This is a genomic window from Candidatus Nitrososphaera gargensis Ga9.2, from assembly GCF_000303155.1.
In the GTDB taxonomy this organism is placed as follows: Archaea; Thermoproteota; Nitrososphaeria; order Nitrososphaerales; family Nitrososphaeraceae; genus Nitrososphaera; species Nitrososphaera gargensis.
Map to the genome: position 1 here is coordinate 342,366 of NC_018719.1, position 14,355 is coordinate 356,720.

The window sequence follows — 14,355 nt, forward strand, 5'->3', positions numbered from 1 at the left end:
GGTTAAAAACGTTATCGCATGCGAAAGTGCACATAGCCTCTGTTCTCAAGTAACCTCTTTCCGACAAAGACGTCGCCGGCCCCTCTTTGGACCCTGCCTATGACATGCAGGGCAGTTCCTGCTTTCCTTGCGGCGGCCATCGCCTGCTTTAGCTTCGATCTCGGGATCGTCGCCACGATCTCGTACTCTTCGCCCCCGTGAAACACCAGCTCGTGCGCATCAAGACCGTTTTCTTGAGCAAACTTCTCCACCCCTTCTGCGGCCGGCACATTTTCAATTGCAATGTTGACTCTGCTCTGGCTTGCCAGCTCGTAGAGCGATATAGCAAGGCCATCGCTTGAATCAATAGATGATGAAAAATATTTTGCCAATGCCAGACCAAAGCGCTGCCTGGGCTTTGGCACAAGCACAGACTCGGCCGCCTGCTTTTTGAATGCCCCTGTGGCCACTGTGTTCTGCATCAGGATTGCAAGGCCGGCGGGCGGCAGGCCAAACATGCCGGATACTACCACAAAGTCGCCCGGTCCAGCTCCCTTCCTTGTCGGGATCTTGCCGCTGCTGGCAAAGCCTACCATGCTGCAGTCAATGACAAGCTCGTTAGCCTTGTTTGTGTCGCCGCCCACTATCTTGACTCCAAATTCCTTTGAAGCAATTGCAAAGCCTTCCGCAAGCCCCTCGACGTACGGCCGGGTGCGGTTCTCTGGCAAGCCAAGCGATATCATTGCTGCATGTGGCCTGACGCCCTTGGCAGCAAGGTCGCTGACGCATGAGACAATACTCTTTCTGGCAATCTGCCATGCCTCCATGCTATCTGGCACGTCGGTGCTTGCGACCAGCATGTCTGTTTTGAAAACGACACCCTTGCCAAGCAGCACGACATCGTCAAGGTCGGCTATGCCAAGCTTGTCCGCAAAGATCCTGATGATCTCTTTTTCATCTAACTTGGTCATATGCTGCCTGGACCTTTTCGCTTGCATCCTTGAAGAGTGCCTGCGCCTTGCCGGCTCTGGACTCGACAGAGACTCTGATCGCGTGCTCGGTGTTTGATGGCCTGACCAGCACCCACGAGTCATCGTCTATTATCGCCTTGACGCCGTCTTCGGTCATTATAGAAGACGCGTCGCGCTTGAAAATATCGGGCAGCTTTTCAATCACTTTTTTGTGAAACGCAGACTCGGCCGTTATCTTTGACCTTATCTGCACAAACTGCGAAGCAAATTTCAAGCATGAATCTATCGTCTTTTTGTCAAGGGTCGAAATCGTGGCAGCTGCCAAGAGCCCGTCGCGGCACATGTTGAACTTGGGCATGATAAAACCTGCGCTACTTCCCTCGCCCCCGGCCTCCGCGTCTACCTCAAGCATCTTGCTGACAACGTTCGCCTCGCCCACCTTGGAGTATGATATTTTGCCTTTATGGTCACGGACGTACTTTTCTATTGCGACGCTGGTGTCTATGCTGGTCACAAACTTTTTCATGCCCATCTCAAGTGACCTAGCCACGCACAGAAGCAGGGTCGCGTCCGGGTTTAATTTTTCTCCCATATTGTTGACCACTACAAGCCTGTCGGCATCAAGATCGAGCGCAAAGCCGTGGTCTAGCTTGTTTGCAGTTACAAGTGCGCGCAGATCCGCAAGCTCGTCCGCGGTAGGATCGGGGCCCCTTGACGACACGCCTGCGACGCCGTTAATGCTGTGGTACTGGTGGCCCAGCTTTTTGAACAGTCTTTCGCCATAGCCACATGCGGCTCCGCCGCCGGGATCGATTCCGACCTTAACCTTCGCGCCGCCTTTTGCAACGTCTGCCACTTCGTCCACATAACGCGAAGAGATCCGAAACTCGCTCCCAAACTTGCCTTCGCAGCCGCCTACCGACTTTAACATCTTGGCAAGCTCGCGCTCAAAAAGTCCCCTGCCCTCGATTATGAACTTTAATCCGTTCCATTCTAGCGGGTTGTGAGATGCCGTTATTATCACACCTGCGCCGAACCTGCGCGCCTCCCGAAACGCCGCCGGTGTGGGAGCAACGCCCAGATTGTAAACATCGACGCCTCCTGCCATCAAGCCTGCCACAACAGTCTGGGCGATTATCATGCCAGACGGGCGGGTATCTCTTGCGACCACACACTTGCCAGATTTTATTACACTGGCGAATTGGCTTGCGAATATGCTCACTTCATGCAGGTTGAGGTCCTGCCCGTAAACCCCTCTGACGCCCGAGATCGATATCTTCACAACGAAAAACTGATCTCGCTGGTATTTATTTTAGCGTGTGGGAAAACCTAATGCTTTAACCGTGGGATGAAAGCAAGCGTCAGATATTTTAGTTACTTACCATGTACCAAAAGGCAGGTCTTCTGAGGAAACCGCATGATAAGGTGCTACAAATTCAGGCTAACCCTACAGAGCATCAAGTCAAAATCTTGAATGACACCATTGAAACATGCAGACATCTCTACAATAACTCGCTTGGAGAAAGGAGTGCAGGTTGGGGCATTGGATATTGGGAGCAGACGTACATTTTGCCATTAAGGAAGCATGATAACAAATACTACAAGTGCACAGTCAAGTCTTACAGGATGTATTGTCGAGGCTTGATAAGGCGTATCCTGCATTTTTCAAAAATATAATGAAATATCCGAGATTCAAACGAAGCGAGAAGTATAATTCTTTCACGTATCCACAGTATATGGCGGCTTCAAAATCAACAGAAACCGTCTTGTCGAACTGGTTGACACTCAGCGACGGCAAAATACACTAAATGTCAGAGCTCATGCGAAGAAGATCAGGAAGCTCCAACGAAATCTTGTAAGGAAAAAGAAGGGTTCTAAGAACCGAGAGAAAGCAAGGATTCAACTATCAAAAGCATGGCGACAAGTAGGAAGACACAGGGATGATTTTGTGCACAAGACATCAAAAAATGGTGGCAGATGAAGGCTACACTTTTTGGTGTACTTGAGAAGCTGAATATCGCTACAACATGGTCAAGAGCCATCATTCTCTCTCTAGCACAAGCAATAATGGATATATGCCACTTGGGGAAAAAGCTGCGCGAATATACACTGCCTACAAGGTAGAAAAGCGCGGTCGACAGGCAATTGTTGTCAATCCAAATGGAACTTCGCAGAAATGCTCCAGATGCAGATTTGTGGTTGAGAAAGACCTGTCTGTACACACACATCAATGTCCAAGCTGCGGGCTAACAATAGAGACTACAATGCAGCTTTGAACATACTGAAATTGGGCTTGGAACGAGCCCATGCTGAGAAGCAGCCAATACTTGTCCGACAAAGGATAAGCAAGTTTGCTTTTATGAAGTAAGAAGCCACTGTCTTAAGACGTGGGTAGTCCACTTTGGCGCTAAGCATTAAATAACGAACGCCAGAAGTTGCGTATGTTTTGCCCTAGTAGCTCAGCCTGGCAGAGCGAAGGTTTCGTAAACCTTAGGTCATGGGTCCGAATCCCATCTAGGGCTTCTGTATTCTCTACTGTCTCATGAAGCGGTTTACTCAACCTTCCCTCTGCCAGCTTCGCTACCAGGGTGGGCTGCGGCTGAGGATTCGTCCTCAGATTCTGAGGATTAGCGCTCAGACCAAAGGTTGAACAATCATATCCTAACTTTGCAAGCAAAGGCAGCTCCAGATTCTGGAATGTCTGCAGCTTTTTCTTTATGTCGCTCTTTATCCGATATTCATAAGCCTTTGAAACCTGCTTCTTGCCAAGCAGCCAATCTATCTCTGTCCTTGTAAGAAAAGCTGGCGAGCTTTTTTTCATAAGCTCAAGAGCCTGTATAGTCGTATTTAGCTTTTGAGGAGGTAGATTGTGAGCCACTAAAGTTTATGGAGGGTTCAGCTTGTCCAAGCCGAGCTTTCTAAATAGTGTTCAAGGAAGCAAAAAGAAAGGATAAACCAAAGGATAATGAATGACAGGTAAATCACCACGAAAAACAAAAAAGAGAAAAAAGCTTCGAAATACCCGAGGCGAAATAAAGGAACGAAGGGGAAGTAAATAACTCTAGTCCGGAATAGCGCTTGATAAGGCTACTAAATGTATATTATGGAACAACCAGCAATTACTATTATTGAGTGAAAGGGAAGCGTCAAGACGCATCAGGTTTAGGAGCTTTTTACTCATAGTAGTCGTTCCCATCATTGTCTCAGTCATGTTAGTGCAGATCAATCCCTTTCTATTGTTGAAACCTTATGGATCGGCATACTATGCTGACGGTCTGCAACCGGCTCATGCACTTAATCAGGGCTACAGTGTCCCAATAGACATAATGATAGTCAATAGCCCGACACAAAAAGTGCCAACTCTGAGCCGGAATTTCGGATCATGGTTGACAATGCCAACAGGGTTTGGCATAAGGCCGGTGTGACATTCGTAGTGCGGTCACTTGATTATAAAGAAGTGCCCGATGAAGTACTAAACAGTCTTGACAGCTTTAACAACACTGCGCTCAAGCAATTCGGCAAGGCTGTACTTGCTGATAGATTCGAAGATGGCATAATAGATGTTGTATTTCTAAGATCATTTTCCAATGGGATCGAAGATCTAGCGATAATTGAGGGAAATATTTCAATCGCTTTTCTGAGTGAATTGGAAAGTATCGATTTTATCTCATGGACACTTGCACATGAACTTGGGCACACACTAGGACTGCTCGACGTGTTTGAGTTCGACAATCTGATGATAAGGGTAGATGGTACTTCTATGCTCAGATTTTCGTATAGGAATGCCTACCTACCATCGAACCTTACAGACCAGCAGATAGTAATTATCCGTAATACTATCGAAGCAAAGTCGTTTTCAATTTCATAGAGGAGCGGGTGCTTGAAAGCTATATGTTCCCTGAAAAGCTAAAGAAGGCAATTCAACTACTGGGTGATGATGTAAACTGGAAGATAGTTGAATTGCTTGCAGACAGAGGCAAGGTTACCTGGCAAGAACTTCTCGATGGATCAGGAGCAGTACACGCAAAAACGCTCAACTTCCAGCTGAAAGAACTGATTGGAGTTGGACTTGTAGATAGATACGAGGTTGGCCGTTCACTCGAAGGCAACACAGGGATTCTATCATTCGATCTTAGTCCGTGGGGAAAGGATATAGTTAGAGGCTTGCAGTCAGCATTGAATACCAAACAGAATGAATAGTTGTCCGAATTCCTAGAGACAGACTGCCTATTCTGTGCAAAAATCAGGTCAAACTAAATGGTTTAAAGGTAAACCAATTACAAAGCTTGTTCCCGCCGCACTTTTGCCAAAAAGCAAAAAGCTAGAATATTGCTCCTTTTGCCAAAACAAGCCTAATTCTTGGAGATCCTATTTTTCCATAATTTTGTTGAGTGACCGAGGATCAAATAATATCCGAAGCACTCAGACTGCTGGCCGTCAAGGCCACCGTGGTTTTGATACGCCAAGCAGTACCGTAGGAAAGAAGAAAGACAGTGCAGTGTAGGCTATCTCTAGCAACACTAGAGATAATGCTTCATTTGATGGCCCTCTTACAATAAGAGGGCCTCAACTTTTTTCTTTTTTTCACGGACTTATCAGGATGGAAACATTATTTGCTTATGCCCCTACCTGCGCTGACTGCCAATATGAATGGGCGTCTAGAGGCCTTTTATTCTTTCAAACCTGAGAGCTTGGTAGTTATGTAGAAGACTATTGTTACATGTAACAGAACGTACAATTTCCTTAGTACTGCGCGTTTGTTCCTTCGTTATTCTGTCAGAAAATACTAGGTTAGTTTTGAGCTTATTCATCCCATTTTTAATGGGAATGATTAAGCTCAAAACCATCAAACTGGTTTTAGGGGCGAACGAACAGACAGAAGGACAAAAATGATAGTTTTTTGTCCGTTGTTTGTCTGTCCGGGAACCTAACTAACTATCAAAAGGTTAAGATCATGTTCAGTCGGTCAGTCAGTTAGTTAGGATCTTACCCGCAAGACTGGTTTGACTGACAGCATGCCGAACCTTCTGAGACATTGAGGTTAGTGCAATCTGGTTGCTGGAAGTTTAAAGAACACTTTTACAAACCTCAACTGATCATAAAAAACACCATTCAGACAGTAAAAATGATGGAAACCGGCTGCAACTTGGTGTAAACTGTTTGGAAACTTTTGGAAAACCTGCTGCAACTATCTATCAACCTGCGGAAAATAGATATAACCACAAACTGAACTTGCGAAAAACGCCATCCATAATTGAAATTTAGCTGCAACTCGTGGCAAACCTGTGGAAACTGAGTGTCAAAAGTTGGAAACTTGGCGGAAAACCACTGTCAACTGGTTGAAGGTTGCGCAAACCTTATAATAGTAGTTTCCAGAAACTATATCTGGATAAAGGAAATGTCCACTACTCCAGAGATGAAGGTTCCAGTATTGGAGGGCAAGGATGCTGAAGAGTTCCAGAAATATAATTCTAGAGTATTGACGCTGGAGGAAAAGGCATCACTTAAGAAGGCCCACGACTTTTACAAGAAACACTGCAGAGTCTAATGAAGGTAGATCCTGAGAAATTATCCTTTGACCTATTCTCAACTAGTGATAACTTTTCTGCCCTTGATTTTACCGAAGATGACGGCACAGATCCATTAGGAATTGACGATTTTATCAAGAATAGAGTCCAAGACTATCTGCCAAACAAGTTGGCAAGCATTTGGACAGTCAGATACGAGTCTGTAATCGTAGCATATTTTACAACTTCTATGTTTGCAATAGGATATAGGCAACTATTTGACGATGAGCATGTAAAAGAAGTGCCAATTGTCTCATACCCCGCTGTATTGCTTGGAAGAATGGGTGTTCACAAAAAAGAAAGAGGCAGAGACATAGGTTACTGGATTTGCCAGTTCTGTATTGGTCTGGCGCAAGAGATAGGCAAGAGAATAGCCTGCAGGTACATTGTTTTGCAGACAGTCAAAGCCAAGTCAACATATTATGAAAAGAAATGCATGTTCCACCAAACAAAGAGAGTGAATCTTGAAGGAAAAATTTGGATGTATAGAAGGTTATCATGATAGCGTCGGAGTACTGGTTAGGAGCTAACTTGCAGCTTAACAAAAGCTGTTAAAAGCTGATATATTAGTTAGCGTAATGCATGAAATCTGTGAGGTAATAGCAACCCAATGTTCTTTGCCTTCCCGCATACGCGTGCGCGCTTTCAGTACGCGCATATACGCTTCTTTGAGCGGGAATTTGGCCTAGAATACACCAAGTTTGAAAACAGAAGGATGCAGGAAGTGTATCAAGCCAAAACCCACAAGTTGTCCGAAGTATCTGGCTATGTTGTCTGGCTGCGCCGCAACAAGGCATTTCTGATCGTACCAACACTGACAAGCCCTGAGCCATCTGTTTTTTGCGAAATACCGGATTGGATTAATTTAGAGATTCCGCCAGATAGAGCCTTTGTAGTAACAAAGGGCAAATGGGGGTACAAGGTTGCTAGAGGCGTAGAGCCATCAGCTTCGCCCATTTTCACAGTTGACCACTACAAGGTAACGAGGCCTGATCTTGGGAGTATCAGGCCAGATAGTACTTACCATGATTTTCGTGAAATATTGTTTGAGGGTTTAGCAGACGTGTATCCAGAAGTCCAAGACTTGGTAGCTCATAGCATTATAAGCTCGCCAAAAACACTGGACAGGCTTGGCGGGCTGACTTTATCAGTCTACAACGAATCAAAGGCTACTTCAAGGGTACTATTAGCATACCTGAAGAGATTCTTGCCAAAAGAGTTCCTCCGCCAACAGGCTTTACCATCTTTCAGTAGAGCAGATAGGTCACAGCATAAGGCTTGATCCTTTCCCTTGGATGTACAAATCCTTTGATGCAGACAGGGAACTATCAAAAGACGCATTGACACTCTTGTGCAGACCATCAGACTTTTCAGTACCAGACGAGGTCATGATCTCGCTAGAAAGTGACTATTCAAAGCCAAAATCGCTACGAGACCCGCCCGCCGCCATGGCCGATGTTCCCATAGTTGCTGCAAACACACTTGAAAAAGGCGAGCAGTGTATGATCCATCCCCTGACGTTCCAAAATTCATAATAGCGACACATCTAGTTCCGGTTAGCCTGCCGGCATCGTTGTACGAATCTAGTCTTGGTTATCTGCAGGAGAAAATAACTGAAATTTCATACAAGTATCCACAATTTAGAGCCGAGCTTGGAAGGGGTGGAATTTTAGACCTTGATATTCATGGAAAGCCATTGTCGCTGCTGCACCTTGGACTATCCGATGGCAGGTCTAATTCGCAGGTTGAAGTAACAAGACAGACTATCGAGAATGCACTCTCAATCTACGACCGCAACATGGACAATACTCTAGCGATATGGCAAGATGCATTTCCGGGAGACGGTAAACTAGACTTTTCGGGAACTGCACCCGAGCAGCGTAGAATTGCCGGCTACATTTACCATCATGGCCCTGCCACACGCGAACAGATGTACGAGGCTCTCAAGAATGAAATGTCTCGGGACTCGTTTTACAGGTGGTGGAAGGACTTGTATGATCATGGCGGCATATACGAGAAAGTACCTGGAATATTTGACATAGTTCCACATTATAGGGAATGAACGGTTGCACAAGCATTCGTGATTTTGTAAAAAAAGAAGGGGTTGCCTAAGTTGCGCTACTGTTGCATGAACGTCTTGCATTCACAAGTGCGGCCGTTAGGCAAAAGTCTGCTGCATCTACCATTCTGAGGATGCTCCATCCTCATATGGTAGCAGCTTGTATTGTTGCATATGTCGTATGGAGACATTGCAACAAAGATAATACGGCAACCTGCTTAAAGGAACTAATTGGCCTAACAAAATTTAGTCCGATAGTATATTCGACATTTGTCTACTTATATAAAAGAACTAATTTTTTACTCCCTTAGGGGGAGAAGGTAATATTCAGAGCAATTCAGTATCTAGATCAGTGTAATGAAAAAATGCCGTTTGTACTAGATAAACTTGATTGCGCGCCCATCCACAGGCTGAGCCAATATTTCTATATCTACCACACAAGGTTCAGCATTTTTTGCAGTGATTACAATTTGAGCTTTGGTTGGAGCCAATATTCTGTTCCTGTGAGGAGGCTGCTGCCAGCCATCCTCTGTGGGAGCAATAACTCTCGGCAGCGCATCCGGGGATTGATAATGCTTTTTTACTTCGGTTCGAGCTTTAATGGAATCCTCATATACCTCAGTTTGTTTGGTGTAACTGTTTGTGCCACTTGTTGGCAGCTTTGATACCTCTGTGCGAATATCATTAACTATTTGAGCTTGATCACCCTTGAGTATTGCACATAGGTCAACATATTCTACCGAGTTTGCGTTTATCGTCATTGTGTGGCCGGAGGTTGGGCTAATCCAAGCCACCTTTTCCTCATTCCCGTCGATTCTTAGGACAGCTTTACAATTCTCTGCGGCGTTCCTTCCGTCGTTCCTAACTATTATTCTATTTGCAACATATTCAACGAGATACTTTGTCTTAATGGAAGGAATTGCACCCAATAACGGGCTGCTGACACTGTAGACCTCGCTATGAAACGCCCTTAGAACTGGGGATTTGTCCTTGGCAATCCTTAGAATTGGCCTTCTATAATGATCAAGAAGTCTATTGGCAAAATAAAGCGCAAATCCCGCAACTAGACCTCCTATGACAAACTGAAGTGATAATTGAATCCACTGAACTTGCATGCTGGCTACACTAGCTTCTGTATTCGGCAGATTCTGATTTGAAGGAATGCTTGTACCAGTTTCGTTCACATTTTCTTGTGCATAAATGTGCTTCCCTGGTTGGTTTACAAGTAAAAAGAATGCGATAATAGTAAAAGCGTTCAAAAGGGCGTTAGCATACATATATTGTGGCTTATCGCGAGACCTCTAAAAGATTATCGCATATGCTGAATCTTTTGCCATGTTAGGGAATAGCTAGCTCGTGATGCAGTGATGCTATTATCCTTCGAATTTTTTTTGCAGTTGTCCTTAAAGTCTGGCCTGAAGTAGTGTCTTGCAAAAACCGACTTTGGGATTCTGCCTTGTAACAAATCGATGAATTCTGTCTCTATCCTTTTCGTTCTTAAGTAAGTTGCAAAGATGCTCCTGCAGTTTTTCATCTTCATTTCCATATCCCTTTTCGTGATATAGAGTCGTAGAGCATTTTACCCACAATTCTTGCAGCTTCTGGCAAGTTCAATAACCTCTTGGTTTATGATACTGATATACGCTTTCTTTGTCCTCCTAATGAAAATCTCAGGATACTTGTAATGTTCAAGCGTCATCCAGTCTTTTTTAAGATAGTTATCAAGGTCAGTCTGAATAAGGTTAATACTCTGGCAGGCTTCGTCGGGTCTCGGACCAACAAGGGTGGCATATATGAGAATGTTGCCATACTCATTTGGTATCTTTGAAAAAGTAGCCTTCAGCCATTGCATCATTGCTGAGTAGTTATTTCCGTTGTTCTCCATCATTGAAATGAATACATCCATGTCACTACCTACAGTCCACTTCAAATCATATCGTTGTTTGATAGCTTTCCAAGTGTCATAGCATCCGTAGTATTTGGATAGGTTCGAGAGAGCTCTCATGGCATGCTGTCTATTCTTAGGAGTTAAAGTTAAAGCTCAGATGCGTTCTGTGTCTGCAATATGTGGCCGTATCTCCGGGCAAAATTAATCAGCTGACCAGATGTTTTCTTTCTCCTCTCTTTCAATATCCAACTTTCAAACCCTTTGAAAGAAGGAGTACCGGCACTAGATGGGATTCGGATCCATAACCTAAGGTTTACGAAACCGAACGAGAACCCAACCCTTAGCTCATGGATCCGAATCCCATCTAGGGCTTTTGCGTTTTTTATAATGTTAGAAAAAATACTGCCAAAATGTGTCGTCAAAATATAGTAGAATGTTTGTTTCTTGAATAACTTATATGTGATCTTCGGGAGAACTATCCCGAATTATTTTGATAGAGCAAAATTGTCATGCAGCATGCATAGTTGACTTAGACGGTTCAGGGTTTTCTGCAATTTATTCCAGGATCCACCAGTATCTCCTCAAAGGCTATGCCGTGGCATATGTTGCAGAGGATAACACAGCGACCGCAATACAAAACATTAAAAATTCCGGAGTTGACGTTGACCACTTCCTACCAACTGGCGCTCTTCAGGTAATTGACAGGGACTTGTACTACAATCCAAACAAGGAACTTGAGCCACAAAAATTACTTGATCAGTTTTCCAAGATAGTAACTCAAGTTGACTTCCAAAAGTTCAAGGGGATGCTAGGAATTGGTTCAGCTGGTCCTGCCTTTTTCCAAAAAGGAAAACTTGAACCACTCTTGGAATATGAACACAAGATTGGCAAGAGATTTAAGGTGCCGGTAGAGATCATCTGCTGCTATCGGTCTAATGACATCAGGCAACTAGAATTCAGCCATCTTGTATCTGTCATTACTTCTCATGCATATGTGATTACCTCAGAAGGGACAGAGCATAAGGGACTGAACTCTGACGCAATTATTTCATTTATCGCTGCTGGAATTAACAAATCATTGTGTGCAAACATATCTGACATTATATTAAAAACCTTGGAAATTGCATATGGCATAAAGAAAGAGCGAATAATATCACAACCGAGAATTTTTAAAAATGCCTTGGAAAAAGCACTTGGCATCACTTCTTCCAGAATTGTCCTAGCTGAAATAGAGAATGAAATCCGGTGCGCTCTGCTGGGCGACAATAAAACGTAGAGGTGTTTGGCATGGGTATTATTAGCAATCAAGTTGAAGACTTCGACTTGCTTGGCCCAAACAAGCACATTGCGATGTTTTTACGAGGAGCCAGAGCGGGCAAGGGAGATAGAGTTTCGATTCTTGCGTAATGGTCTCTTTAGGGGAGAGCATTGCATCTACATATTGCATGAAGGTGACGAGATCGACATTATAGAAAATGAGATAGCTGACAATGGGATTGATGTCATTCATTTCAAGAAGAAGGGTCTCCTCCACATAGTAAAAGTCAATGATCTCTTGACCCGCCCAGAGGTATACATGGACGCTTTTCAGAATTTGCTAAATGACATTGCAAACAAGTTCAAGCCAATAGTAAAAGAGCTGTAGGAACTGCTGTCGCCAACGTAACGATAGGAAAGGATAGGATGGGTGTAGAATTGCAACTTGAAAAGCATTTTCATAGTATATTTGCCAGCTTTCATGGGTCGTGGATGTGCCATTATTACCTTGCGAATATTGATCATTATCTATCTTTTCAGCTGGCCGGGCTTGCAGATGTGGTAACCCTTTCCAATCCTCACGTTGCACCCCGGGCAGAGTTTTGGAGGGGCAAGCTTTGGAGGTCTCTCAAAGTTGCTTCTCATTGTCTCATTGTACTCCTTGTTGAGCGCATTCAGCTCCGCCTGCAGCCTAGGTATGTCACGCTTGGCCTTCCTGTTGTGCATCCTGAGCTGGATCTTGTGTATCTTGTGGTTCAGGTCCCGCAGCCTCTTTTTTCTAATATGGCGATAACGATCTACCAAAGGCCGGCCATGATCCTGCTAGTAACCATATTAAGTATTCGCGAAAACCTGTTAATGTCACACTGCAGCTGTGTCGTCTTTCTGGTTTTGTAGCTCTTTTGCAGACAAAAATTACATAACAGTATTCTATCGACAATAGCACCAAAGGTGCAGCGTTCCTTATATTCATCAAATACAACAATGGCATGAAACGTGACCTACAAAATCACTGTCAAGATCAACGAAAAGAATCTTTCAACTGAAGCAATAAAACAGGCAGTCAACTACATCAGTGGGGCGCTGGATAGCATGCAAATCGCCCACACGATCGAGTGCCACAAGGACAAGATCGTGCTGACCAGAATGAGCAAGCCACCAACAATAGTGGAGCACTGAAAGAAAAAGGGTGGAAAAAAATATTACTTCCACATTTCCCCAGTCATAGTGGTGTCGTCGTTGTTGCTGCCACTATGCATCCCGCCGCCATAGTTACCCATCATTTTTGATGCGGTTGTCGCGTTCATGATGTGGTGTATTATCTCTGGCGTTATTGTCATGCCATAAATCGGCGTGTCCCCAAAGTGGTCTTCAACAGCTTCGCGGTCCAGAGATATTGCTATCACGTTGCCCTGAGACAGGGTGATCGTTGTTTCAACGTCTTCCGCCGGCCCCTCTCTCAAAGTGACCGTGGATGTACCTCTCACCATTGTCACATTGCCCTCTGTTGAGCTTTCACCTGCTTGCCTAAAGTTGTATATCTCGTGGGTGTGCTGCGCCGAGCCGTCAAGCCTTGTCATATAAAAACCTGCGTAAAAGTCGATGTTACCGGTTTCGTTTGTCATCATCCAGTGGCCCACTACAACCCATGCCGGCTCGCCATCTTCGTTCTGTATGCTTGAAACAATGCCAAACTTTTTGCCCTTGTCGAACCATGACATTATGCTGTGATCCATGAGTCTCGAAGTCATTGTGTTAGAATCGTCGTTGTCGCCGTCATCTGTTGCCATGTCTGAAGAAGACGTCATTGTGTCAGAGTACAGATTTGCCAGCGCCGGCGTTGCCAAGGCGAATATCCCGCCAAATAGCGCGAGCAAAGCCGCGATCGCTGCTATTGCAAGTTTTGTCTTCATCGTTCATGGCGTGAATACTGAAAATATAAGGGATATACGACAAATTTCCCTTTATTTTTCCAGAAGTTACTTATGCTTCGGCAATCTGCTGCTTTGTTGCTAGCTTTCTTGCGTCGATGATCTGCCATACCCAGTACCCGATTGATCCTAGGCCGACTGCAAACAGGCTGATGTTGACAATCGTGCTTCTGGTGATTGTCTGCATGTCTATCCCTGATGATGACATGTACTGGACGCCTATGAACCCCGGATATGCAATCAGCAAAAGCCCGATGCCTATAGTCAAGATGGCAATGCCGCGCCTGACTTGACCGAGGTAGATATGCCCCGCGCCGAAGAATACTATAGCCAGTATAGTGGCAATGGTTCCCCTGTCAAGCCTTGACGCGACGGTATCGAGAACACCGAGGCTGAGCACGTCTCAAAGTCGCCTGAGGCAGGATATAATGTTCTGTATGAGAGAAAGTCTTACAGACTAGATCTTTCTTGCCTTGATCTCATGTCTTAACTGCCTCCTCACCTGTTCGACTGCGCTGTTGAACACCTTAAGGTACGCTTCTTTGAGCTCTGGCTGCGCCACTATAAGGCTCAGTGCCACTTCGCCTGCTGCTGAGACGAGGCTGACTATTGCAATGTCTGCGCCGACCTGTTTGCTCTCTATGAGGTCGTGCAGGCTATCGACCACCTCGGCTACCCTGCTTGCTTCTTCCATAGCCGGAAT

Annotated in this window: 21 protein-coding genes and 1 tRNA gene; 14 read left to right on the forward strand and 8 right to left on the reverse strand. The window is 44.9% G+C overall.

The genetic code is table 11. The features are described from left to right. Positions 1 to 11: 11 nt before the first annotated feature. Positions 12 to 950, reverse strand: a complete 939-nt coding sequence (thiL, locus tag NGAR_RS02095; RefSeq protein ID WP_015017951.1) for a thiamine-phosphate kinase — start codon at positions 948 to 950, stop codon at positions 12 to 14. Then, positions 934 to 2,232, reverse strand: a complete 1,299-nt coding sequence (locus tag NGAR_RS02100) for a phosphohexomutase domain-containing protein (protein WP_015017952.1) — start codon at positions 2,230 to 2,232, stop codon at positions 934 to 936. The genes thiL and NGAR_RS02100 overlap by 17 nt, the downstream gene beginning before the upstream one ends. Before the next feature lie 101 nt (positions 2,233 to 2,333). On the opposite strand from NGAR_RS02100, the gene NGAR_RS18215 reads away from it, so the two are divergent. From NGAR_RS18215 to NGAR_RS02145, 11 genes are all read left to right on the forward strand, one after another. Beyond that, complete coding sequence (locus NGAR_RS18215; RefSeq protein WP_015017953.1) at positions 2,334 to 2,627, forward strand: helix-turn-helix domain-containing protein; 294 nt, start codon at positions 2,334 to 2,336, stop codon at positions 2,625 to 2,627. 154 nt (positions 2,628 to 2,781) lie between these two features. Beyond that, a complete protein-coding gene (locus tag NGAR_RS19050; RefSeq protein WP_323444718.1) occupies positions 2,782 to 2,931 on the forward strand; it encodes a transposase in 150 nt (49 codons plus the stop codon). A 94-nt stretch (positions 2,932 to 3,025) separates the two neighbouring features. Next, positions 3,026 to 3,226 (forward strand): zinc ribbon domain-containing protein, encoded by a 201-nt coding sequence (locus tag NGAR_RS19200; RefSeq protein ID WP_407637192.1) that lies wholly within the window; start codon positions 3,026 to 3,028, stop codon positions 3,224 to 3,226. 172 nt (positions 3,227 to 3,398) lie between these two features. Further along, positions 3,399 to 3,472 (forward strand) — tRNA-Thr (locus tag NGAR_RS02110). Positions 3,473 to 4,332: 860 nt separating this feature from the next. Continuing rightward, the gene (locus tag NGAR_RS02115) at positions 4,333 to 4,818 is read left to right on the forward strand and encodes a hypothetical protein (RefSeq protein WP_148680830.1); all 486 of its coding nucleotides are present in this window, start codon (positions 4,333 to 4,335) and stop codon (positions 4,816 to 4,818) included. Between the two features lie 23 nt (positions 4,819 to 4,841). After that, positions 4,842 to 5,150: an ArsR family transcriptional regulator gene (locus NGAR_RS02120; RefSeq protein WP_148680831.1), complete on the forward strand. Its 309-nt coding sequence runs from the start codon at positions 4,842 to 4,844 to the stop codon at positions 5,148 to 5,150. A 1,096-nt stretch (positions 5,151 to 6,246) separates the two neighbouring features. Next, positions 6,247 to 6,498, forward strand: coding sequence for a hypothetical protein (locus NGAR_RS02125; protein WP_015017958.1), 252 nt, complete (start codon positions 6,247 to 6,249; stop codon positions 6,496 to 6,498). After that, positions 6,498 to 7,019, forward strand: coding sequence for a hypothetical protein (locus NGAR_RS02130; RefSeq protein ID WP_015017959.1), 522 nt, complete (start codon positions 6,498 to 6,500; stop codon positions 7,017 to 7,019). Before NGAR_RS02125 ends, NGAR_RS02130 begins: the two co-directional genes overlap by 1 nt. 108 nt (positions 7,020 to 7,127) lie before the next feature. Then, positions 7,128 to 7,799, forward strand: coding sequence for a hypothetical protein (locus NGAR_RS02135; RefSeq protein WP_015017960.1), 672 nt, complete (start codon positions 7,128 to 7,130; stop codon positions 7,797 to 7,799). Between the two features lie 13 nt (positions 7,800 to 7,812). Then, positions 7,813 to 8,052, forward strand: coding sequence for a hypothetical protein (locus tag NGAR_RS02140; protein WP_015017961.1), 240 nt, complete (start codon positions 7,813 to 7,815; stop codon positions 8,050 to 8,052). A gap of 38 nt (positions 8,053 to 8,090) precedes the next feature. Next, positions 8,091 to 8,579: a hypothetical protein gene (locus NGAR_RS02145; RefSeq protein ID WP_148680832.1), complete on the forward strand. Its 489-nt coding sequence runs from the start codon at positions 8,091 to 8,093 to the stop codon at positions 8,577 to 8,579. 374 nt (positions 8,580 to 8,953) lie between these two features. On the opposite strand, the gene NGAR_RS02150 is transcribed toward NGAR_RS02145, so the two are convergent. Then, the gene (locus NGAR_RS02150; protein ID WP_015017963.1) at positions 8,954 to 9,853 is read right to left on the reverse strand and encodes a hypothetical protein; all 900 of its coding nucleotides are present in this window, start codon (positions 9,851 to 9,853) and stop codon (positions 8,954 to 8,956) included. Positions 9,854 to 10,155: 302 nt separating this feature from the next. Continuing rightward, positions 10,156 to 10,581 carry a hypothetical protein gene (locus NGAR_RS02160; protein ID WP_148680833.1) on the reverse strand — a complete coding sequence of 142 codons (426 nt, stop codon included), beginning with the start codon at positions 10,579 to 10,581 and terminating at the stop codon, positions 10,156 to 10,158. 373 nt (positions 10,582 to 10,954) lie between these two features. Here NGAR_RS02160 and NGAR_RS02165 point away from each other — a divergent pair, with 373 nt between their 5' ends. Together NGAR_RS02165 and NGAR_RS02170 are read left to right on the forward strand one after the other, a co-directional pair. Continuing rightward, a complete protein-coding gene (locus NGAR_RS02165) occupies positions 10,955 to 11,740 on the forward strand; it encodes an MEDS domain-containing protein (protein ID WP_015017966.1) in 786 nt (261 codons plus the stop codon). A gap of 51 nt (positions 11,741 to 11,791) precedes the next feature. Continuing rightward, the gene (locus tag NGAR_RS02170) at positions 11,792 to 12,109 is read left to right on the forward strand and encodes an MEDS domain-containing protein (protein WP_187147620.1); all 318 of its coding nucleotides are present in this window, start codon (positions 11,792 to 11,794) and stop codon (positions 12,107 to 12,109) included. 140 nt (positions 12,110 to 12,249) lie between these two features. Here the strand turns inward: NGAR_RS02170 and NGAR_RS02175 are convergent, their stop codons facing one another. After that, complete coding sequence (locus tag NGAR_RS02175; RefSeq protein ID WP_148680835.1) at positions 12,250 to 12,525, reverse strand: hypothetical protein; 276 nt, start codon at positions 12,523 to 12,525, stop codon at positions 12,250 to 12,252. Positions 12,526 to 12,717: 192 nt separating this feature from the next. On the opposite strand from NGAR_RS02175, the gene NGAR_RS02180 reads away from it, so the two are divergent. After that, a complete protein-coding gene (locus NGAR_RS02180) occupies positions 12,718 to 12,900 on the forward strand; it encodes a hypothetical protein (RefSeq protein ID WP_015017969.1) in 183 nt (60 codons plus the stop codon). Between the two features lie 23 nt (positions 12,901 to 12,923). Here the strand turns inward: NGAR_RS02180 and NGAR_RS02185 are convergent, their stop codons facing one another. From NGAR_RS02185 to NGAR_RS02195, 3 genes are all read right to left on the reverse strand, one after another. Then, positions 12,924 to 13,634: a hypothetical protein gene (locus tag NGAR_RS02185; protein ID WP_015017970.1), complete on the reverse strand. Its 711-nt coding sequence runs from the start codon at positions 13,632 to 13,634 to the stop codon at positions 12,924 to 12,926. Between the two features lie 70 nt (positions 13,635 to 13,704). Beyond that, on the reverse strand, positions 13,705 to 14,052 hold the full coding sequence (locus NGAR_RS17075) for a hypothetical protein (protein ID WP_015017971.1): 348 nt from the start codon (positions 14,050 to 14,052) through the stop codon (positions 13,705 to 13,707). A gap of 57 nt (positions 14,053 to 14,109) precedes the next feature. Continuing rightward, positions 14,110 to 14,346 (reverse strand): hypothetical protein, encoded by a 237-nt coding sequence (locus tag NGAR_RS02195; protein ID WP_148680836.1) that lies wholly within the window; start codon positions 14,344 to 14,346, stop codon positions 14,110 to 14,112. Positions 14,347 to 14,355: the final 9 nt, after the last annotated feature.

Coding starts and splice junctions, on each gene's coding strand:
- NGAR_RS02160 (WP_148680833.1), bottom strand. CDS start 10,581: ATGAGAGCTCTCTCGAACCTATCCAAATACTACGGATGCTATGACACT.
- NGAR_RS02130 (WP_015017959.1), top strand. CDS start 6,498: ATGAAGGTAGATCCTGAGAAATTATCCTTTGACCTATTCTCAACTAGT.
- thiL (WP_015017951.1), bottom strand. CDS start 950: ATGACCAAGTTAGATGAAAAAGAGATCATCAGGATCTTTGCGGACAAG.
- NGAR_RS02140 (WP_015017961.1), top strand. CDS start 7,813: ATGTACAAATCCTTTGATGCAGACAGGGAACTATCAAAAGACGCATTG.
- NGAR_RS02120 (WP_148680831.1), top strand. CDS start 4,842: ATGTTCCCTGAAAAGCTAAAGAAGGCAATTCAACTACTGGGTGATGAT.
- NGAR_RS18215 (WP_015017953.1), top strand. CDS start 2,334: ATGTACCAAAAGGCAGGTCTTCTGAGGAAACCGCATGATAAGGTGCTA.
- NGAR_RS02185 (WP_015017970.1), bottom strand. CDS start 13,634: ATGAAGACAAAACTTGCAATAGCAGCGATCGCGGCTTTGCTCGCGCTA.
- NGAR_RS02135 (WP_015017960.1), top strand. CDS start 7,128: ATGTTCTTTGCCTTCCCGCATACGCGTGCGCGCTTTCAGTACGCGCAT.
- NGAR_RS02150 (WP_015017963.1), bottom strand. CDS start 9,853: ATGTATGCTAACGCCCTTTTGAACGCTTTTACTATTATCGCATTCTTT.
- NGAR_RS02195 (WP_148680836.1), bottom strand. CDS start 14,346: ATGGAAGAAGCAAGCAGGGTAGCCGAGGTGGTCGATAGCCTGCACGAC.
- NGAR_RS19200 (WP_407637192.1), top strand. CDS start 3,026: ATGCCACTTGGGGAAAAAGCTGCGCGAATATACACTGCCTACAAGGTA.
- NGAR_RS02115 (WP_148680830.1), top strand. CDS start 4,333: ATGGTTGACAATGCCAACAGGGTTTGGCATAAGGCCGGTGTGACATTC.